Origin of the sequence: Sphingobacterium sp. BN32 (assembly GCF_030503615.1) — a bacterium.
Taxonomy (GTDB): domain Bacteria; phylum Bacteroidota; class Bacteroidia; order Sphingobacteriales; family Sphingobacteriaceae; genus Sphingobacterium.
Genome location: NZ_CP129963.1, coordinates 2,740,087 through 2,759,956, shown reverse-complemented (window position 1 = coordinate 2,759,956; position 19,870 = coordinate 2,740,087). Strand labels below are relative to the sequence as shown.

The window sequence follows — 19,870 nt, the reverse complement described above, 5'->3', positions numbered from 1 at the left end:
TGTTTTGCTATCACAATATTAATTCCACTTTTCAAAATCATGGGAAATCTCAGCGATAATTAAGGCAAAAATATTCGTTTTTCCTCGTATCGCAAATTATATTTGCTTCTTGATAATATATTATGAAAACAAAAGTTGCTTTAGTAAAAGGTGGATACACTGGCGAAGCCGAGGTGTCGTTTAAAAGTGCCGCCTTCGTATATAGTCAGATTGATAAGAATAAGTATGACGTTTATCCAATTACGATCACTCTAGATAGCTGGTTTTATGAGGATGATCAAGGGGCGAAGCATGAGATCGACCGACAGGATTTTTCCTTAGAACTTGCTGGCGAGAAAGTCAAATTCGACGTAGCCTTCATCATTATACACGGCGTACCGGGAGAAGATGGACGCTTGCAAGGTTATTTTGATATGATTGGCCTGCCATATACTTCTTGTACTGCCCTAACATCGGCTTTAACGATGAACAAAGGATATACTAAAGCTATCGTACAAGATATTCCAGAACTCAATGTCGCGAACTCCGTACTGTTGTTTAAAGAACATCGCGCTGTTTCTGTCGACATGGTAACCGAGAAACTGAGCCTACCGCTTTTCGTTAAGCCAAATGCCGGCGGCAGTAGTATCGGTATGAGTAAAGTTTCGGAGTGGAGCGAATTGAAGCAAGCACTAGACAATGCTTACGATGCGGAAAATACGGGCTTCCAGGTTCTAGTCGAAGAGTTTGTCACCGGGCGTGAATTCTCCCAAGGTATTTACCGCGATGCCAAAGGCGAACTTCAAGTATTGCCTGCCACCGAAGTGAGAACAACACGCGAGTTTTTCGATTACGAAGCTAAATACACCCCGGGCTTAACCGAAGAAATTACACCCGCCGACTTAAACACCGAACAGAAAGAGCGCGCAGATCGCTTGATCAGAGAAATTTATATCCGTCTAAATTGTAAAGGAATGGTTCGTATCGACTTCTTTATCGAAAAGAATACGGATAAATTTTATTTTATAGAAATCAATACGGTACCTGGCCAAACGCCACAATCCTTTATCCCACAACAAGTCCGCGCTTCCGGAAGAACAGAAAGCGCTTTCTATGGTGAGCTGATTGAGGCTGCAATATTAGATGTTAGACATTAGATTTTAGATATTAGAAATGTAGGGCGCCCGGTAGGCGCCCTTTTTTTTGATGTTTATTTTTTTGAGAAAAGTTTGTTTTGAACCAAGAAAGAAAGGATGCAAGGATTGGCAGAATCAATGTTTTCTACACTCATAAATTGGACGTCAATGCGTAGAGACGTTTCACTAAACGTATCCAACATTACCTGACCCCTGATCCTGTTCATCCTTTTATCCTTCCTTTCTACCTTTCTTGGTGCAAACACATTTTATTTATAGTCTATTCACTTCCCTTTCATAGCCCTTTCGGAGCGGGTCTGAAAGGGGAGTGAATGGGTTTTGAAAGGGCTTTACAATGGTTTTGAGTGGACGGAGATTCGCATTGTTTTGAACCAAGAAAGGAAAGACGTAAGGATTGAAAGGATATTTGGAATCCATATAGGCCAACATAGGTCTTAATACTAAATACTAACTACTAAATACTATTTCTAATATAGCTGATTAAACAAAAATTTAAATGTTCCGTGGGTTTGTGCGCGGAAGGTGATATCATTGCCGAAGCATACTAGTTTTCCTTTTCCGATTTTGGCGTCGAAGGCTAATACAGCGTCTTTCAGATATTTTTCGCCCCATGACCAGCCGCTTTTCAGGACTTGGTCGCTGTCAAACCAGATCAATGGTTTTATTTGCGGGTCGTTAATTTTAAATAGTGCAGAGTTGCTGTAGTAGACGTCGATATCCGCGTTGTATCCCCAGGTGTCCGGGAGATTGTTTGCGATTTTTGCCTTGAGCACGGAGCCTGGCGTATAGAAAACCTCTCTGCGCAGGGCTTTGTTATTTGCATCGACGAGGGCTTCGGTTATGCCCAAATTAAAGTGTTTTGCGATGTCAATGCTGTTGCCAATAGATACAATTGTCCCGCCTTTTTCCATAAAGTCGCGCAGTACAGGGATGGACTGCTCAGCTGTCAGTCGGCCCCATCTTTCGCGGTATGGCGAGGGGATATTTTGAGGTGCAGCGTTATTGAAATTTGGTCCGTAGCCCGAGCCGACATTATTTTGAAAGCGAGGGATAGCACCTCCCGGAAGGATGATCACGTCGAATTTCTCTTTAAGATTTCCTTTGTCGATATCTGGCGGGAAGACCACTGTTGCGTTATAGTCGAATTGTTCCATGAGGAACCTGATCCATCCGGATGGCATGCTGCCACCGTAGCTGTCCCATAAAGCGATACGCAAAGGTTTTAGGGCTTTGGCACTCTTTGGAACAGCATTTATTGCTGTACTTGGTACGTTTAATGATAAATTGTTGTTGTTTGCGATATAGAAATTTCCATTGTCTTGATCGCGCCAGACCTTTTGTTTATTGTTCAATAGCGAGTTGACTATTTTGTAGCTGTCATTGTTCGCTGCTGGCAGGCTTAGGAATTTGCTTTTTGCCGAGGCTTTCTTTTCTAAGATGATAGGATCACCTAAGGTTAATTTCTGGAAAGGTCCGTTGATATCATCCAGGAAACGGTCGAACTTGACGTTCATGATATAAGCCAATGTCCATCCCGCCGCATCGTAGGGTGGAATCGGAGGGCCTCCAGGATATTCAAAATCATCAGGATGATCCTGTGGTTCGAACATATCCAGGATATGCGGACGGAAAGCTTGGTTGGTTTTAACGATAAAAGAGCCTTCCGGATATGATTTTCCTGCAACAGTAAATTCTGCAGTTGCTTTCATCACTTCGATACCGTTTCCAATTAGTGCATTCAGGAACTTGACAGCTGTATTAAAGTCGGCTTGGTCGGATGGAATGACGTATGCCCTCGGGTCGCGCAGTGTTTTATCTTCGTATAGCTTATTGACCAGTTTGGCATCCGGGAAGCGTTCGTTTGGATTCGCTTTGCGCGCATCCTGTACAGCCTGTTCTACGATGGCGACTTTGCTTGGCGACAGCGACCAGGTGTCCTTGCTACCTTTTTCGATTGAGTTGCGCCCCATACGGTATATGTTGTAGAGTACCTCATCACGGTATCTCGCGGCATAGCCCATTACAGCATAATTTAAAGAGATAGAATAGTCGATGGACTGTCGGAAGTGCCAACGTTGTGGAACGACAGGATTTTGGGTATTGCTGGAGGGAATCAAGCGCGAGGGAACCAAAGGAATGTCATAGGGAGTAGGGTTTCCAATGATTTCGGTTAAAAGGCCGATCATGTTGTGAAAATAAGTCGTTGTTCTCAATCCTCCGTTATACCAAGTGGAGAATACAGACCCCCCTTTTGCCGTATAACCCGGCTTATTTTCTGCATTTAAGCGGGAAGACATCGCTGCGCCTAAGGCATCAATACCCGACATCAGTAGCGGGTCGAACACATAGTTGAAGGGGTCGCGGTAAGGAGCTCCGGCAACGACTGCACCGGCAGGTGCTGTTTGATGATGATTGTACATAATCTGCGGAACCCATTCGACAAAGAGTTGGCGAGCCATATTCTGACTTTCTTTTAAGTTCAACATAAAGAAGTCGCGGTTATTATCATGTCCGGCATATTTTTGATACAGGACTGGCACTAAGCTGGTCGATCTTTTTGTTGCTTCTTTCTCGCGCATATACCAGTTGGAAACCAGGTCTTGCCCGTCTGGGTTTGCATGTACCAGCAGGATGATGCTGTTCTGTAGGATATGTTCTGTCTCGGCGTCTTTGGCAGAAGCTAAGAGGTAGGCGGTTTGAATGAGCTGATGCATACCCACGACTTCGGTGGAGTGAAGACCTCCATCGATCCACACGACACTTTTTCCATCTTTGGATAAATTGCGCGCTTCCTGCTCCGTCATCTCTGCACGAGCGAGTTTCGAGGATATCTGCTTGTACTTTTCTAAGTTCTTTAGGTTTTCAGGCGAACTGATGATGAGCATGCATTGGTCGCGACCTTCTTCTGTCTTTCCGATTGATTGGTAGATAACACGATCAGACTGCTCGCTCAGTTTTTTAAAATATCGTTCTGTCTGCTCAAAATTTGCAAGTTGATAATCATCGCCGATCTCGAATCCGAAATGTGTTTTTGGCGAGCTGATCTGTTGTGCTTGGGTTTGAATGGATATAGCAACAAGCAGAAGTAAAAGCCATAGGGAAGCTTTTAGATTTTTCATAATTAGAGGTTTTTCGTTATTTAGGACTAATATAGCCAATTGGCGGGATTAGAAAAGTGTTTACTTGCAGAATCGCTTGTTTCACGAGAATATTACAAAACAGGGCAGGAGGATGTTTGCGGAAAGTGTTTGTTTTCAAAGATCCTCAAGAACTTTCATCCTCATTGTTGTTTCGTTGGTTAGATGAAAGTTTTGTTTAGTTAATGGGGGTTGATTATTCGAAATTTGTATATTTGGAAGAGATGAAATTACGTAAAATATGATTTTAGTTGCAGATAGTGGTTCATCACGATCAGATTGGATGTTGCATCTTCCCGATAGTAAACCCTTACAATTTCGTACCAAAGGTCTTAATCCATTTTTTGTAAACGAGAAGGAAATTGCTTCGGTTCTGGGTCAAGTCCAAGAAATTATTCCCTATATCAAAGAGATCAATGAGGTTTATTTTTTTGGCGCCGGTTGTACAACGCCGGATCGTCGAGAGTTGGTTTCCAATGCGCTAACCGAGATATTCCCAAATTCTTTTATTTCTGTGGAAAGTGATTTGGTGGGCTCGGCCTACGCGACTTTTGGGAATAACAAAGGTTTGATCTGTAATATAGGTACCGGCTCGGATATCAGTTTTTATAACGGTGATACTTTGGAGCAAGGGGTACATGGCATCGGATATGTGCTGGGAGATGAAGGATCGGGGGCATGGTTTGGCAAGCAATTGATTACAGCGTACCTGTATGAGCAGATGCCAAGGGATTTGATGCGCGTATTCAAAGAGGCGCATCCGATTACCAAAGATATTATCATTAAGAATGTTTACCAAAGAGATCGCCCGAATGCCTATTTAGCGTCTTTCGCTGAATTTATGGCTGCAAATAGGACACATCCCTACATTGACAACTTGCTTCGCAATGGTTTTGATGAGTTCGTTCGTACGAATGTGATGACATATCCCGAGTTTTGGGAATATGAATGTCATTTTGTTGGTGGAATTGCTTATCATTTTGATCTTCACCTGAGAGAGGTATGTAATTTGCATGGAGTACGCATAGGAAAGATATTAAAGAACCCTATTGAAGAAATATTTCATTTCATTGTCAATAGAGAATTGAATGTTGAATTTAATTAAAACGTGATGCTAGTAAAAATGATTTTGTTGTACACCATGCTTTTTCAACAGCCGAGTGTATATGATTATTCCTTCAATACTATTGACGGAAAAAAAGTGTCTTTAGCGGACTTTAAGGGAAAGGAGCTGCTGATTGTGAATACGGCTTCGAAATGTGGTTTTACTAAGCAATACAAGGAATTGCAGGAACTGCATAAGCAGTATGGCGACAAATTGGTTGTCATTGGTTTTCCTTCGGACAATTTTGGTGGCCAGGAGTTTGACGCTAATGAGAAAATCCAAGAGTTCTGCGAGCAGAATTATGGGGTCACCTTTTTAATTTCAGAGAAGGTTGATGTAAAAGGCGAGAAGGCGCATCCACTATTCAAATATCTGACTAGTGCACAGAACGAAGATTTCACGGGAGAGATCAAATGGAATTTCGAGAAGTTTTTGATTAACAAAGACGGAAAGTTAACCAATAGATATCGCTCTAAAGTGACTCCTTTAGATGAGTCGATTGTATCGAAGATCTAAGTTAAAAAACAATAACATAAAAGGGGAAGCTGCTACAGCTTCCCCTTTTGTGTTATTGGATATCTTTAAATCGCTTATACTGAACAGTGTCTAGGCTACTGTATTTATTGTTGATCTTGGTTTTTGTCCGCTCGGAAGTAGCAGGCACGACAGCGCGGTTCGTAGCTTTCTTTTTCGCCGAGCAGAACGCGTGATTCATTAGCAGCAAATCGATAGGAATAGGTTGCTGGCGACCCGCATTGAACACATACCGCATGAACTTTACTGACATGCTCCGCCATGGCCATCAGGTTAGGTATAGGTCCGAAAGGTCGTCCCTTATAGTCCATATCCAAACCGGCAACAATAACTCGTATGCCTCGATTTGCGAGGGTATTGCATACGTCCGGCAATTCCTCATCAAAGAACTGTGCCTCATCGATTCCGACGACTTTGGTATCTGAGCTCAACAATAATATAGCGGATGAATGCGAGACGGGTGTTGAAGGGATAGCATTGCTATCGTGCGATACAACTTCCTTTTCACCATAACGTACATCGATTTCCGGCTTAAAGATTTCGACCGGTAATTTGGCGAATTTTGCTCTTTTCAGCCTCCGGATCAATTCCTCCGTCTTCCCGGAAAACATGGAACCACAGATTACCTCTATGCTACCTACACGTTCCTGTCTTTCATGGAAATTATGTTCTGAAAACAACATCATTTTTGAATGGATTTAATACTAAAAAGGCTTTAAAATAGTTTATAGTTGTAGACAAATTCTTAAGCCCCATTGGATGCGAATATCGAAATTTAATCTTATTTTTGGTTTAAGGATTATCAATTAATCGCTGAAACCTGTAAGTATCAGTGGTTTTAATTTTAATACACTTACTTAAGAAAGACTTCCATTTTACAGAACAAAGATATAGAACGATATGGCCTATTCACAACAAGATATTTACAACAAAATTGGTGATCTACTCGTAGAAATTAACGAACAGTATGCAAGCTTAGACAAAGCAACATTAACACAGGATTCAATTCAATTACAGCTATTGGCAGCACAGGCGAAGTTTTTGTCGGCTAATCTGGATGCACTTCATCAGCTATCTGTACCAGCGGCAGTTGCTGCAATTCCTCAGCCGGAGCTTAAACAGCATACTGTTGAAGCGGAAGAAAATACATTCACGCCCGCTCCGACCTTCGACGAGCAGGAGGCAGATAGCCAGCCAGTAATTGAAGAAATTCAGGAAGTGAAATCTGCGGATATAATTGAGGAGACGGAAGTTGTAGCGGAAGATCCGGAAGAAGTAGAAGCAGAGCAAGAAATTGCGGAACAGAAGCCTGAGGGTATTAAGTTTGAGGGTTTCGGCCGTATCGATGATAGTGTGACGGACAATGAAACCGATCAAGAGGAAGCGGCAGTTGTCGAGCATCTCGAAGATACCGTCGAGGAAGAGCAGGAGGAAGAAAAAGCTGTAGAAGACAAGCCTGCAGAAAAATCGCCTGAGCAACCAGCGAATCCTTCTTATACACATACAGCATCTTCAAACTATACTTCGGTAGAAAAACCTACAAATACTTTTAAGACAGAAGCGCCAGTTGCAGAAGAGAAAAAGGAAGAATTTGTTTCCGAACCTGTCGTGAACGAGGTGGTGATCGAGGAGAAGCATGTTGAGATACCGGTAGAACCAAAAGAAGCGAGTCTGAATGATTTAGCAAAGCAGGCGGAACAAACGCCTAGCCGTCGTATGACTTTAAATGAGCTGATTCAACAGCAAAAGCAAGCTGGTTTAACGAATGTTAATCAGTTTCAAACTTCGGCAAGTAAATCCTCTGATACCATCGTTGATTTAAAAACTGGAGTTAGCCTAAATGATAAGCTGTTGTTCATCAAAGATTTATTTAATGGCTATAGCCTGGCATATAGTGAAGCAATCGAACTGTTAAACCGCTTTGATAACTTCGCTGAAGCCGACGCATTCTTGCAATCAAACTATGCGCTAAAGAATAATTGGGCATCAAAACCACAAACTGTAGATAAGCTTTATGTGGTGTTGAGAAAGAAATATCTTAGTTAGAAATTAGATTTTAGACATTAGACATAAGAAATATAGGGCGCATACTCGGCGCCTTTTTTTATTGTTGTTTTTACATTTTTGGATGATTGTTTTGAACCAGGAAAGGAAGGATGCAAGGATATTCAGGATCTGATATAGCGTCATCTGAAAGGGGATATTGGTATGGACATCGTACATTTACGATATTGATATCATGCGTTTCAGGAGACGTTTAGTGAATCGTCTCCTATAAAAAATACAATCCATCCCTTCATATCTCACATTACGTTATCCTGTATGTCCTAAAATCCTTCCTTTCCTGGTTCAAGACAATCCCATTCAACAACCATCCCCACTAAACAACCACTCCCGCCAACCAACGACAAAAAACATCATAAAAAAGGCGCCTACTCGGCGCCTTGTATTTCTTATGTCTAAAATCTAATGTCTAATATCTAACTTACATCAAACTTAATCCAATCTTCGCCTTCGTGTCCAAAAACAAAGTACTTCGATTGGACGATTTCTGCTAATACTTCGATATCCTGGATATATGCAGCTTTATCCTTGGCGAATGCTGGTTTTTGGATAATGTAGATTTGATTGTTTTTTACGGCTTTGCTTTCCGCGTATAATGTTTGAAGTTCCACGGGGAGCTTGCTGAGGTAGTTCGTTGTTTCGTCGATGAAGATTAGGATTTGAACCTCTTCTAATGGGACTGCTGATGCTGTGGGCTGTGCTCCCGCAACTTTAAGCAGTTCTTGTAGATAGTCTTGCTGTATAGCTTGGTCATTGCTGATTACTTGAACGATCGGTCGGCTTTCTTGGGGGATGAACTTAAGCTTATGGATGATGATCTGTATTTCTTCGTCCAGTTCTTCGTATGCTGTAGGATTGTTTTTCTGTAAATCTTCCGCAATCTCGGAATAGTATGTTAATTCGTTCATCGGTACGCTATGTTAATTCACAAAGGTACTTAAGCTTAGGAAAAGAACCTAATTGCTGACGGAGAATTGGCTAATATTTTGTATTATTGGGCTTATAAACAATATTTAAGGAGATGTTCGATAAATTATTTCAAGCACAACAGAAGGCACAGGAGATTAAAGATAGATTGGACCATGTATCGGTATCCGGAGAAGCAGAGGGCGGTAAGATTCGCGTCGTAGCGTCAGCCAACAAGGAAATCAAGGAGATCCATATCGACCCGGAATTCCTGAAAGAAGCCGAGAAGGAAGAGTTGGAGGAGCTGTTAATTGTTGCTCTTAATAAGGCGATAACACAAGCAGAGAGCATCAGTCAGGCAGAGATGGCTGCTGCATCTCAAGACATGCTGAGTGGCTTAGGCGGATTAGGAAACCTATTTGGAAATAAATAAAAGAGAGAAGATGAAACTTACCTATTATGGACAATCCTGCGTTGAGTTTGATTTCAACGGCACTAAGGTCTTAGTAGATCCTTTTATAAAATATAACCCCTTAGCATCGTCTGTTAATGTTGCGGACATCAAAGCGGACTATATATTTCTTTCGCACGGACATCAAGATCATGTTGCAGATATGGTGACCATACAAAAGCAAAGCGATGCGACGGTATGTGCTATCGTTGAAACAGCAGCTTGGGTGAGAAAGCAAGGCGTTGCGGATGATAAAGTAATTGAGTTCAATATCGGCGGTACACTGAACCTTCCGTTTGGAAAAGCTAAAATGGTGTATGCGGTTCATACGAATAGTACCCCAGACGGGCAGTATGGAGGATTCCCTGTGGGCTACGTGTTTTTTGTTGAAGGAAAGACTATATACTTTGCCGGTGATACAGCATTAACAATGGAGATGAAGTTGCTCGAGCGTTTTAATATTGATTTAGCTTTGTTGCCTATCGGTGGCCATTATACGATGGATGCGGAGGATGCTGTCATTGCTGCAGATTTTATTAAATGTAAGCATATTGTCGGTATACATTACGATTCTTTTCCGCCGATAACCATCGATAAAGAGGCTACAAAAGCGATCTTTGAGTCGGCTGGCTTAGATCTTCAATTACCAAAGATTGGAGAAACTATTAACTTCTAGAGTTACTTCAGAAGTTTATAAGAGATAATAAACACCAGAATATAAAAGAGAGGGTCTGTATTTTGATACAGACCCTCTCTTTTATATTCAGATTATTTAGACGCTATAGGTCTAAATACTAAATACTCACTACTAAATACTACAGAACTAGTTTGCCGTAGTCTTCGATCTATTGATATGGAATTGTACTAAATCATCAATAGGGGAGCGAAGGATTTTACCTACTTTCATACCATATTGATTAGCTTTCTCTTCCAATACATTTCTGAAGTTATATCCCACAGAACCGATACAGTTGAAGGTGAAAGATTGGTAATCAGGGTACTTGCTCACGAGGTTGTTAAAGAATGCTTCGAAAGCATCATCAACAATCTTGCGAGTATATTGGATATTCACGTTATTGTCGTAAACAAATTTACTAAAGCTTGCGCAGAAGCGGTTTGCTAAAGGTTTTGTGTACACATTATCCATGATTTCATCGGGAGTAAGTTTGTATGTTTCGTAGAAAACATCAGCTACATCTTTTGGCATTAATCCGCGGATGAAGTCTGTTAAAAGTTTTTTACCGATATAGCTACCACTGCCTTCATCACCTAAGATATAAGCAGCTGAGTCAATGTTATGTGTGATATCTTTTCCGTCATAGATACAGGTATTTGTACCTGTTCCGAGGATAGCTGCGAATCCTGCTTCATTGCCTAATAAGGCGCGAGCAGCAGCTAATAAGTCATGACCAACTTCGACTTTTGCATTTGGGAACACCGCTTGTATAGCTTCCTCTACAATCTTCGCTTTCTCTTCGTTGTGAACCCCTGCCCCGTAATAATTTACCTCAGCGATTTTTTCAAAAGGAATATCATGAGGTAATCCTTTCTTAAGGGATGCAACAATGTAATCACTATCTACAAAGTATGGGTTGTAACCTTCGGTGTTGAAATAGATTTTTTTATTTGAATCATCTAACAAACACCAGTTTGTCTTTGTAGATCCTCCATCTGCAATTATGATCATTATTTTTTAATTTAATTTAAAGTAACTTGTTTGTTTGTTTTACAATGGTATTTTGACTGTTTAAAATCCGAAAATAATGGATTTATCACTAAAAATAAGAATTTTTATTTGATATAATCAAGCAATTTCCCGTAAACGAAACTCAGTTTTAAAGAAAAACCCTCACAATATTTTGATTGTGAGGGTTTTATACTTTGTAATAAATTTAAAATACTTAGTGTATTTTATACAATTAGTTGCTGTTAGTGTGCGCCTTCAGACTCCACATCATCAATATTGATTCCTTGTTTTGTTAAAAATCCTCTCACTAAGATGGCAAATAATATAATGTATATAAATCCGATAACCGGCACAATGTAAGAGTTATGAATACCAATAATATCAGATAGTTTTCCTTGGATCGGAGGGATGATACCGCCACCTAAAATCATCATCACTAAGAAGGCAGACCCTTGCTCGGTATATTTTCCTAATCCGACAATTGATAAACTGAAAATAGAACCCCACATAATCGAACAAGCTAAGCCTCCAGCTAAGAAAGAGTAGATTGCGACCGTACCTGAGGTCATTAAACCAACGATCATAGCAACTAAACCAAACGTCCCGAAGATAACTAAGGTACGTACGGGCTTATCTTTTGAGATGAAGAACGCGATGATCTGAACCGCTACGCAAATGATGTAGTAATATAATACGGACATATCAAAGCCCGCAAGTGTATTGACGCCAATTATAATTGAAAATGCTATAATTGGTATAACGATCGTTAATAATTGCTTTTTGGAGCTGGTAAAGTTGAATGCAGCAATTGCTCCTGCCCAGCGACCAATCATCATACCTCCCCAATACATAGACACGTAAGGGGTAATTTGCGAGGATTGAAGATTACCGAACTCGTCCAAAGTCAATAATTCCCCCAGGTTACTTCCGATAGCAACTTCGATTCCTACATATACAAATAAGGCAAGCATACCCAATACCAACTGCGGATATTTCATTGCTCCCCAGCCAATCGGGTTTTTCTGTGCTCTTCTATAGGCGAACAAAAGTCCTCCAACGACAACAACTAAAGCACCTAATAACCAGAACATACGGCTGATTTCAAGACCATGCGTAAGCTCTTTCGCCTTCGCAATTAAACCGGCATCATTGCTCGCTTTAATTTGCTCTTGCAAGGCCGCGACCTCTAATGCAGCGTCGGATTTGTAGCTCGTAAATACGGGAACAAATGCGCATAATAAGAGAACAGTGATAATAATGAGTGTCGTGCGAGCTTTGTTCGCAGATTCCATCTGTTCTAAGTTAAAACCGGCAGGTACTTTCTTTGAGAAGTTGAATAAGGCGGCAGCAAGGATGAACAAGAGCCCTACACCTATATATAAGTAAACCACCTTGTTGAGCGGCAGGTTGGCAATTTCTGAATCGGATACTGTCTCAAATGTGCCAAACAGGGCATAACCGATAATTAAAGGGCCGATTGTTGTTCCTAAGGAGTTTACTGCTCCTCCAAGGTTAACACGTGAGGCTCCTGTTTTAGGATCGCCAAGGATTACAGCGAAGGGGTTTGCTGCGGTCTGTTGCAGGGAGAAACCTAGCGCCACAATAAATAGGCCGATAAGCATTCCTACATAGAGGTTAACCTCGACCGCTACGATCATAGATGCAGCACCTAATGCGGAAAAGAGCAGGCCATAGACAATACTTTTCTTGTATCCCCATTTACCGACTAGATCTTTCCCAGAAATGGTTCCGAAGATGAACAGCAGGAGTGCGCCAATGTAGTAGGCAGAGTAAAAGGCAAAGTCAATCAACTGTGATTGAAATTGATCTAGGTGAAAGTAGTTTTTACAAAACGGGATGAATACGCTATTTCCCGCAGCGATAAATCCCCAAAAAAAGAATACCACAATAAGGGTATAGAGGGCGGGGTAGTTTGTTTTAGTTTCTGTGTTTGTTGGGTGATTGCTCATATAGTTTAGATCTATTTTGCCATAATAATCTTACAAATAAAGAACTTTTTTTGATTTATTTAAAGTTAAAATGCTTTGCTAAAACAATTTATTAGGCATATTTGTTAATGCGAGAAGAATAAGTGAAAAAAAATTACTATTTTTCTTTTGAATTTACATTACTTCTTTTTTTCTTTGTGCAGTTCTTAAAATTATCTTTCAGAAGGATATCGAAAAATCTAGATGGATTTGCCTGAGCCTTGAGGACATCACACAGATGTGGAACTGAAAGAAAAATATCAAAAAGTAAAATCCTTAAATAAATCATAAAATAAATTAATGGATATTAATGAATTGAATACGAAGCTCGTGTCTGAATTACGCGAGATTGCTAAGGTTTTAGGCATTGTGGATGCTGAAAAACTAAGAAAGCAAGAGCTAATCGATCGTATTACTGTTATTGCCGATGAGGCGCAACAAGATAGTGCTGCTCCCGCAGCAGATTCTGATTCAGCAGACCATGCTTCAGGCGATCGTCCTCGCAAGCGCGTTCGTACAGTGAAATCGGTAGAGCCAATCGCTGTGACAAGAAAGCCAAGTTCCACAGAAGAAACAACGCGTGCAGAGCAAGCAGTTGATACAGAAGTAGAAGTTGCTGAGGCTCCGAAACCAGCTGCTCCGGCAGAACCCGCGCCAGCAAAATCTTCTTCCTCTGATTTTGATAATGTTATTGTTAATGAAGGTGTATTGGAAATCATGGCAGATGGTTATGGTTTCTTAAGATCATCCGATTATAACTATTTAACATCCCCAGATGATATTTATGTTTCCCAGTCGCAAATCAAATTATTTGGTTTAAAGACTGGTGATAATGTGCGCGGATGTATTCGCCCTCCGAAAGAAGGCGAGAAATACTTTCCATTGGTTCGTGTAGAAGCGATCAATGGTCAAGATCCTGCAGAAGTAAGAGACCGCGTTCCATTTGATTATTTAACACCATTGTTCCCGGATGAGAAATTAAACCTTGACTTAGGTCCAGGTAATTACTCAACTCGTATCATGGATTTGTTTACCCCAATTGGTAAAGGCCAGCGTGGACTTATCGTAGCTCAACCTAAGACAGGTAAAACAAACTTGTTGAAAGAGGTTGCAAATGCTATCGCTAAGAACCACCCAGAGGTTTATTTGATTATCTTATTGATCGATGAGCGTCCGGAAGAGGTTACAGATATGGCAAGATCAGTACGTGCGGAAGTTGTATCTTCGACGTTCGATGAGCCTGCAGATCGCCACGTTAAGATTGCTAACATCGTATTAGAGAAAGCAAAACGTATGGTTGAATGTGGTCATGATGTTGTTATCTTATTAGACTCTATTACACGTCTAGCGCGTGCATACAATACCGTTGCTCCTGCGTCAGGTAAAATCCTTTCGGGTGGTGTGGATGCGAATGCATTACATAAACCTAAGCGTTTCTTCGGTGCTGCTCGTAATATCGAGAATGGCGGTTCATTGACCATTCTTGCAACAGCATTGACAGAGACTGGTTCTAAAATGGATGAGGTTATCTTTGAAGAATTTAAAGGTACGGGTAACATGGAATTGCAATTGGATCGTAAGCTTTCTAACAAGCGTATCTTCCCGGCAATCGACCTTACTGCTTCAAGTACTCGTCGCGACGATCTATTGGTAGATCGCGAAGAACTACAACGCCTATGGGTATTACGAAACCATTTAGCGGATATGAATTCTCAAGAAGCAATGGAATTCTTATTGACTCAAATGCGTGGAACGAAGTCTAATCAAGAATTTTTAATTAGCATGAATGGCTAAAAAGCCATTTTAAATTGATACTTTTAAGCCATCTTTTATTCAAAGATGGCTTTTTTTATTTATGAAGAAATATATTCCAAATAGTATTACCTCTCTTAATTTGTTTAGTGGTTGTATTGGTGTTGTCATGGCGCTACAGGGCAATTACTTGATGGCATTTTACTGCGTGTTAGCTTCGGGGATATTCGATTTCTTTGATGGCATGTCTGCGCGAGCATTGCATGTGAAGTCGTTGATTGGAAAAGAGCTAGATTCCTTAGCCGATGTGATTAGCTTTGGATTTCTACCGGGAACCATCATGTTTATGATGCTGAAAGAAAGTACAGACTCGCAATATCTTCCTTATTTGGGATACGTTATGACGATATTCTCAGCCTTGCGACTGGCTAAATTTAATATTGATACAAGACAGACTACGGACTTTATTGGCGTAAATACACCAATGAATACATTTTTTATAATTTCTTTACCTTTTATCGCACAGGACTACCCGGTATTGCACAATGTTTTTCTGCTCCTTGGTATTGTTGCAGTATGTAGTTTCTTATTAGTTTCGGAAATTAAGCTATTCTCTATGAAGTTGAGCTCCTTAGCATGGAGCGCCAATAAGTTTAAATATCTTTTCTTGTTGCTTAGCCTTGTGCTAATCGTGCTATTTAAATTCTTGGCACTCCCAATGGTATTGATCCTTTATATACTATTCTCTTATTTGCATTTTGCTTCTGTACCGAATGAGGCATCAGCTAATGAGGTAGAATAACTTTCAAGTTCAAGCATCGCTGCATTAAAATCTCTCTTTAGCATGGAAAAAGCTTCCTCAATTTCTTCGATTGAGCTATTGCTCTTTGCTTTTTGTTCTAAATCTTGAAATAACATCCTCAGGTTTGAAGCACCAATATATTCCATCGTCGGTTTGATATGGTGTGCTTTAGATCCTATTTCTTGATAATTCTTTTCGCTAACTGCATTTTCCAAGGTCTCGAAATCAACCTTGCCTTGCGTTAGAAACAGAGCGATCAACTGTTTGACCATCTCCATATTATTCATCATACTGCTTTTTAGTACGTCCGGGTTAATAATTTTAAAATCACTCATGTTTGGCAATATTTACATTCAGTGGATCTTTGGAATCCATCAATAGTTGTTGATTTGTTTTTTTGAAAATAGGGTGTTCGAAATTGGGAGCAATCTCACTTAGAGGAATTAGTGTAAAGTTACGTTCCTGTATATAGGGGTGAGGAACCTGCAAATCAGGTTCGTGTATAATGTCATTATTATAGTATAAAATGTCGATGTCTATTGTTCTTGAGCCCCAGCGCTGCGCTCGGATTCTTCCTAACACCAGCTCAATTTGTTGGATTGTCTGCAACACTTTAGCAGCAGAAAGTGGCGTAATAACTTCCAAGACCTGGTTTAGGAATATCGGTTGATCCTCAACACCCCAAGCTTCAGATTCATAGACGGAAGATTCCTTGATAATCTTCCCGACGCGCTCTGCAATTTCAACCTTCGCATCCTTCAACTGTTGTCTCGGATCCCCAATGTTTGCTCCAGTTAATAGGTAAACTATATTCATCCGATTAATATAAGAATAGTTTAAGATAATTCGAATAATACCTTATTTTTACTAGAATTAAAATCACATACAATTCTATGAAGTCATTCTTTAAATACGTATTAGCGACCATTACAGGTATAATGATTAGCAGTATTCTGATGTTTTTTATCCTGATTGGTATTGTTACATACATGGTGAGCACGGTGTCTCCGACGTCGGAAACCGTTACTCCGAGCAATGCGGTGTTGCTGGTTACATTAGACCACAGCATTACCGAAAAAACAGAACCCAATCCATTCGAGGGGCTTGATATGCCGGGCTATAGCAGCATGCGCAGCATAGGCTTAAATGATATTCTTTCTCGAATTCAGGCGGCAAAGGAAGACTCCAATATCAAAGGTATTTATCTAAATGTTAAAGGTGTTAACACGGGTTTCGCAACGATGAAAGCAATCCGCGACGCTATTCAGGACTTCAAAGCATCTGGAAAGTTTGTCGTTGCCTACAGTGAAAACTTTACGCAAAAGGCCTACTACCTTAGTTCCGTTGCTGATCAAATATACTTACACCCTGAAGGCGGCTTAGACTTTAGAGGGTTAGCCAGTTCAGTTATGTTCTTTAAAGACGCTTTAGATAAAGTAGGTGTGGATATGCAGGTGCTGAAAGTGGGAACTTATAAAAGTGCGGTTGAACCATATATTATGAATAGTATGAGCGAGGCTAACCGCGAACAAGTAAACTCTTATTTAGGGAGTATCTATTCAACATTTGTAAAAGATATCGCTACTGGTAGAAAGCTGAATGCAGATGGTGTTCGTGGAATTGCCGACAACTACTCGATTAGATACCCTGAGGATGCAGTGAAACTAAAGTTTGTCGACAGCCTTTTATATAAGGATGAGATATTAGCGAAAATTAAAGAAAAGCTAGGAATCGACAGCAAGAAGGATATACCTACGATCTCTTTATTGGATTATAAAAATACGCCTTCGACTGGCAAAGGTACTGCAGATCGTGTAGCGGTTATGTACGCTTATGGTGCTATTGTAGACGGTGAGGGTTCTACTGGGATGATTGGTGGTGATAAATTATCTAGAGAATTACGTGAGTTGCGTAACGATGATAAGATCAAAGCTGTTGTATTGCGTGTGAATTCTCCGGGAGGTTCTGCATTAGCATCCGATGTTATCTGGAGAGAAGTTGAACTTACTAAGAAAGTGAAACCGGTGATTGTATCCATGGGCGATTATGCTGCATCAGGCGGTTACTATATATCTGCTGCGGCAGACTCTATCTTCGCGGATCCTACTACACTGACTGGTTCTATTGGTGTGTTCGGTGTTATCCCAAGCTTTCAGAAGCTCTTCAATGAGAAGCTAGGTGTTCATTTCGATGCGGTCAAAACTGGAAAATTTGCAGATATGGATGTGGATATGGACAGACCGTTGACAGAAGAAGAAAAGAGCATCATTCAAGGTAGTGTAAATCGCGTCTACCAAGTGTTCATGAAGCGTGTTGCTGATGGCAGAAAGATGTCTGTGGCCAACGTTGATAGTATCGGGCAGGGTAGAGTATGGACTGGCGCGCAAGCTGTTGAATTAAACCTGGTCGACCGCTTAGCAACCTTAGACGAGGCTGTTAAAGCTGCGGCTGCGAAAGCTAAATTAACCGATTATCGTGTTACAGAGTACCCTCGGGCGAAAGATCCATTGTCTGAAATATGGTCGGTTTCTAAGGAGAAAGTGAAAGGAATGCTAATCGACGAAGAACTAGGCGAGTATGCCAAGTACTTACAAGAGCTTAAACGCGTTACTATGCAATCTGGAATACAAGCACGTATACCTTATATGATTGAAATATATTAATAAAAAATAACAGCTTTTGTTGAAATTCAAGAAAATGAAAACTCATAAAAGCATGTAAAATAAGTAAAAAGGCGCTGATGAAGATTTCTCAATCAGCGCCTTTTTTATATCTTTAGTCCCAAAATCAACCGGAAAGAAAAATACAATATGAAAACTATCGACGATTTAAATTTTAACGGAAAAAAAGCACTGATCAGAGTTGATTTCAATGTGCCACTTGACGAGAACTTCAATATTACTGATGATAACCGTATTCAAGGAGCTGCACCGACAATCAAAAAGATTCTTAAGGACGGCGGTTCTGTTATTTTAATGTCCCACTTAGGAAGACCAAAAGAGGGACCTACGGACAAATATTCCCTTAAACATATCGTAAAGCATCTTTCTGATGTGTTAGGCGTGGAAGTACAGTTTGCTGATGATTGTATCGGTCAGGAAGCAGTTGATAAAGCGGCAGCATTGGAAGCAGGACAGGTATTACTATTAGAGAACCTACGCTTCTACAAAGAAGAGGAAAAAGGTGATCGCGACTTCGCTGAGAAGCTAGCTAAGCTAGGCGATGTTTATGTTAATGATGCCTTCGGAACAGCACATAGAGCGCATGCATCTACAGCAGTAATCGCCGAATTCTTCCCGAACAACAAATACTTCGGATACCTGATGGCTCGTGAAATCGAGAATGCAGAAAAGGTAATGAATAAGCCTGAGCGTCCATTTACAGCTATCATGGGCGGTGCAAAAGTATCTGATAAATTAGAGCTTATCGAAGCGTTATTAGATAAGGTAGATAATTTAATCATTGGCGGTGGTATGGCTTATACTTTCGTGAAAGCGCGCGGTGGTGAAATCGGTAAATCATTAGTTGAACTAGATAAACTTGATTTGGCAAACGAACTGGTTAAAAAAGCGGATGAAAAAGGTGTTAACCTTGTGTTGCCAACCGATGCTCAGATCGCCGATCGTTTCGCTAATGACGCCAATGTATATGACGGTCCTAACGATGAAATCCCTGCCGATATGCAAGGTTTAGATATCGGTAAAGAGTCTTCAGAGCACTTCCACGATGTTATTATGGCATCCAATACCTTATTATGGAATGGCCCAATGGGTGTGTTTGAAATGGATACCTTTGCTAAAGGAACAAAAGCTGTCGCAGACGCTGTCGTAGCCGCAACAGAACGTGGAGCATTCTCCCTAATCGGTGGTGGTGACTCAGCAGCAGCAGTATCTAAATTCGGAATGACAGAACATGTAAGCTATGTAAGTACCGGTGGTGGAGCTCTTCTAGAATACATGGAAGGCAAAACTTTACCAGGGGTTAAAGCAATTTTAGACTAGTACTTGGTAATAGTAGTTAGTATTTAGTAGTTAGTATTTAGACCTTTTGCGGAATATCAAGAGGTTATATAAAAAGAGAGAGCTATCATTATGATAGCTCTCTCTTTTTTTATATAGGTAGTAAGGATTTTAGATAGGGGGCATTTGTCTTTGAACTACAGAAGAGAGGGGTGTTTGTCTTGTGTCAGGAAGTGAAGGATTTAAGGATGTGCAGGATGTTTCGCCATAGGTCTAAATACTAAGTACTACCTACTAAATACTATTTCTGAACTAGGAAAGGAAGGATTTAAGGATGGGCAGGATGTTT

The 19,870-nt window shown here is 40.6% G+C and carries 17 protein-coding genes; 10 read left to right on the top strand and 7 right to left on the bottom strand.

Annotated elements, in window-relative coordinates:
• Positions 1-122 precede the first annotated feature (122 nt).
• Positions 123-1,136: a D-alanine--D-alanine ligase gene (locus tag QYC40_RS11665; protein WP_301990414.1), complete on the top strand. Its 1,014-nt coding sequence runs from the start codon at positions 123-125 to the stop codon at positions 1,134-1,136.
• Positions 1,137-1,603: 467 nt separating this feature from the next.
• On the opposite strand, the gene QYC40_RS11660 is transcribed toward QYC40_RS11665, so the two are convergent.
• On the bottom strand, positions 1,604-4,255 hold the full coding sequence (locus QYC40_RS11660) for a M14 family metallopeptidase (RefSeq protein ID WP_301990413.1): 2,652 nt from the start codon (positions 4,253-4,255) through the stop codon (positions 1,604-1,606).
• A gap of 259 nt (positions 4,256-4,514) precedes the next feature.
• Here QYC40_RS11660 and QYC40_RS11655 point away from each other — a divergent pair, with 259 nt between their 5' ends.
• Both QYC40_RS11655 and QYC40_RS11650 read left to right on the top strand, forming a co-directional pair.
• Positions 4,515-5,378 (top strand): N-acetylglucosamine kinase, encoded by an 864-nt coding sequence (locus QYC40_RS11655; RefSeq protein WP_301990412.1) that lies wholly within the window; start codon positions 4,515-4,517, stop codon positions 5,376-5,378.
• A 6-nt stretch (positions 5,379-5,384) separates the two neighbouring features.
• On the top strand, positions 5,385-5,894 hold the full coding sequence (locus tag QYC40_RS11650) for a glutathione peroxidase (protein ID WP_301990411.1): 510 nt from the start codon (positions 5,385-5,387) through the stop codon (positions 5,892-5,894).
• Positions 5,895-5,998: 104 nt separating this feature from the next.
• Here QYC40_RS11650 and QYC40_RS11645 read toward each other — a convergent pair whose 3' ends face one another.
• Positions 5,999-6,595 carry a thymidine kinase gene (locus QYC40_RS11645; protein WP_301993705.1) on the bottom strand — a complete coding sequence of 199 codons (597 nt, stop codon included), beginning with the start codon at positions 6,593-6,595 and terminating at the stop codon, positions 5,999-6,001.
• A 217-nt stretch (positions 6,596-6,812) separates the two neighbouring features.
• Between QYC40_RS11645 and QYC40_RS11640 the strand changes: the two genes are divergently transcribed.
• A complete protein-coding gene (locus QYC40_RS11640; protein ID WP_301990410.1) occupies positions 6,813-7,958 on the top strand; it encodes a hypothetical protein in 1,146 nt (381 codons plus the stop codon).
• Between the two features lie 434 nt (positions 7,959-8,392).
• Here the strand turns inward: QYC40_RS11640 and QYC40_RS11635 are convergent, their stop codons facing one another.
• Positions 8,393-8,884 carry a hypothetical protein gene (locus QYC40_RS11635; protein ID WP_301990409.1) on the bottom strand — a complete coding sequence of 164 codons (492 nt, stop codon included), beginning with the start codon at positions 8,882-8,884 and terminating at the stop codon, positions 8,393-8,395.
• A 113-nt stretch (positions 8,885-8,997) separates the two neighbouring features.
• Here QYC40_RS11635 and QYC40_RS11630 point away from each other — a divergent pair, with 113 nt between their 5' ends.
• Together QYC40_RS11630 and QYC40_RS11625 are read left to right on the top strand one after the other, a co-directional pair.
• Entirely contained in the window at positions 8,998-9,315 is a 318-nt protein-coding gene (locus tag QYC40_RS11630) for a YbaB/EbfC family nucleoid-associated protein (RefSeq protein WP_301990408.1), read from the top strand.
• Between the two features lie 10 nt (positions 9,316-9,325).
• Positions 9,326-10,009, top strand: coding sequence for a metal-dependent hydrolase (locus tag QYC40_RS11625; protein ID WP_301990407.1), 684 nt, complete (start codon positions 9,326-9,328; stop codon positions 10,007-10,009).
• Between the two features lie 147 nt (positions 10,010-10,156).
• Here QYC40_RS11625 and QYC40_RS11620 read toward each other — a convergent pair whose 3' ends face one another.
• Together QYC40_RS11620 and QYC40_RS11615 are read right to left on the bottom strand one after the other, a co-directional pair.
• Positions 10,157-11,020 (bottom strand): N-acetylglucosamine kinase, encoded by an 864-nt coding sequence (locus tag QYC40_RS11620; RefSeq protein ID WP_301990406.1) that lies wholly within the window; start codon positions 11,018-11,020, stop codon positions 10,157-10,159.
• A gap of 242 nt (positions 11,021-11,262) precedes the next feature.
• On the bottom strand, positions 11,263-12,990 hold the full coding sequence (locus QYC40_RS11615; protein WP_301990405.1) for an MFS transporter: 1,728 nt from the start codon (positions 12,988-12,990) through the stop codon (positions 11,263-11,265).
• Positions 12,991-13,308: 318 nt separating this feature from the next.
• Here QYC40_RS11615 and rho point away from each other — a divergent pair, with 318 nt between their 5' ends.
• On the top strand, positions 13,309-14,802 hold the full coding sequence (gene rho, locus QYC40_RS11610) for a transcription termination factor Rho (protein WP_301990404.1): 1,494 nt from the start codon (positions 13,309-13,311) through the stop codon (positions 14,800-14,802).
• Between the two features lie 61 nt (positions 14,803-14,863).
• Positions 14,864-15,562, top strand: a complete 699-nt coding sequence (locus QYC40_RS11605) for a phosphatidylcholine/phosphatidylserine synthase (protein ID WP_301990403.1) — start codon at positions 14,864-14,866, stop codon at positions 15,560-15,562.
• On the opposite strand, the gene QYC40_RS11600 is transcribed toward QYC40_RS11605, so the two are convergent.
• Together QYC40_RS11600 and folK are read right to left on the bottom strand one after the other, a co-directional pair.
• Positions 15,508-15,897, bottom strand: a complete 390-nt coding sequence (locus QYC40_RS11600; RefSeq protein ID WP_301990402.1) for an Hpt domain-containing protein — start codon at positions 15,895-15,897, stop codon at positions 15,508-15,510. The genes QYC40_RS11605 and QYC40_RS11600 overlap by 55 nt on opposite strands.
• Positions 15,890-16,378, bottom strand: a complete 489-nt coding sequence (folK, locus tag QYC40_RS11595) for a 2-amino-4-hydroxy-6-hydroxymethyldihydropteridine diphosphokinase (protein WP_301990400.1) — start codon at positions 16,376-16,378, stop codon at positions 15,890-15,892. Before folK ends, QYC40_RS11600 begins: the two co-directional genes overlap by 8 nt.
• A gap of 77 nt (positions 16,379-16,455) precedes the next feature.
• Here folK and sppA point away from each other — a divergent pair, with 77 nt between their 5' ends.
• Together sppA and pgk are read left to right on the top strand one after the other, a co-directional pair.
• A complete protein-coding gene (gene sppA / locus QYC40_RS11590; RefSeq protein WP_301990399.1) occupies positions 16,456-18,225 on the top strand; it encodes a signal peptide peptidase SppA in 1,770 nt (589 codons plus the stop codon).
• Between the two features lie 147 nt (positions 18,226-18,372).
• On the top strand, positions 18,373-19,563 hold the full coding sequence (gene pgk, locus QYC40_RS11585; RefSeq protein WP_301990398.1) for a phosphoglycerate kinase: 1,191 nt from the start codon (positions 18,373-18,375) through the stop codon (positions 19,561-19,563).
• The last annotated feature ends 307 nt before the right edge of the window (positions 19,564-19,870 follow it).

Excerpts from the sequence above, each read along its gene's own strand:
- QYC40_RS11665 (WP_301990414.1), top strand. The coding sequence starts at position 123 with ATGAAAACAAAAGTTGCTTTAGTAAAAGGTGGATACACTGGCGAAGCC.
- QYC40_RS11615 (WP_301990405.1), bottom strand. The coding sequence starts at position 12,990 with ATGAGCAATCACCCAACAAACACAGAAACTAAAACAAACTACCCCGCC.
- sppA (WP_301990399.1), top strand. The coding sequence starts at position 16,456 with ATGAAGTCATTCTTTAAATACGTATTAGCGACCATTACAGGTATAATG.
- QYC40_RS11645 (WP_301993705.1), bottom strand. The coding sequence starts at position 6,595 with ATGTTGTTTTCAGAACATAATTTCCATGAAAGACAGGAACGTGTAGGT.
- QYC40_RS11650 (WP_301990411.1), top strand. The coding sequence starts at position 5,385 with ATGCTAGTAAAAATGATTTTGTTGTACACCATGCTTTTTCAACAGCCG.
- pgk (WP_301990398.1), top strand. The coding sequence starts at position 18,373 with ATGAAAACTATCGACGATTTAAATTTTAACGGAAAAAAAGCACTGATC.
- QYC40_RS11655 (WP_301990412.1), top strand. The coding sequence starts at position 4,515 with ATGATTTTAGTTGCAGATAGTGGTTCATCACGATCAGATTGGATGTTG.
- folK (WP_301990400.1), bottom strand. The coding sequence starts at position 16,378 with ATGAATATAGTTTACCTATTAACTGGAGCAAACATTGGGGATCCGAGA.
- QYC40_RS11625 (WP_301990407.1), top strand. The coding sequence starts at position 9,326 with ATGAAACTTACCTATTATGGACAATCCTGCGTTGAGTTTGATTTCAAC.
- rho (WP_301990404.1), top strand. The coding sequence starts at position 13,309 with ATGGATATTAATGAATTGAATACGAAGCTCGTGTCTGAATTACGCGAG.
- QYC40_RS11605 (WP_301990403.1), top strand. The coding sequence starts at position 14,864 with ATGAAGAAATATATTCCAAATAGTATTACCTCTCTTAATTTGTTTAGT.
- QYC40_RS11630 (WP_301990408.1), top strand. The coding sequence starts at position 8,998 with ATGTTCGATAAATTATTTCAAGCACAACAGAAGGCACAGGAGATTAAA.
- QYC40_RS11620 (WP_301990406.1), bottom strand. The coding sequence starts at position 11,020 with ATGATCATAATTGCAGATGGAGGATCTACAAAGACAAACTGGTGTTTG.
- QYC40_RS11660 (WP_301990413.1), bottom strand. The coding sequence starts at position 4,255 with ATGAAAAATCTAAAAGCTTCCCTATGGCTTTTACTTCTGCTTGTTGCT.
- QYC40_RS11600 (WP_301990402.1), bottom strand. The coding sequence starts at position 15,897 with ATGAGTGATTTTAAAATTATTAACCCGGACGTACTAAAAAGCAGTATG.
- QYC40_RS11635 (WP_301990409.1), bottom strand. The coding sequence starts at position 8,884 with ATGAACGAATTAACATACTATTCCGAGATTGCGGAAGATTTACAGAAA.
- QYC40_RS11640 (WP_301990410.1), top strand. The coding sequence starts at position 6,813 with ATGGCCTATTCACAACAAGATATTTACAACAAAATTGGTGATCTACTC.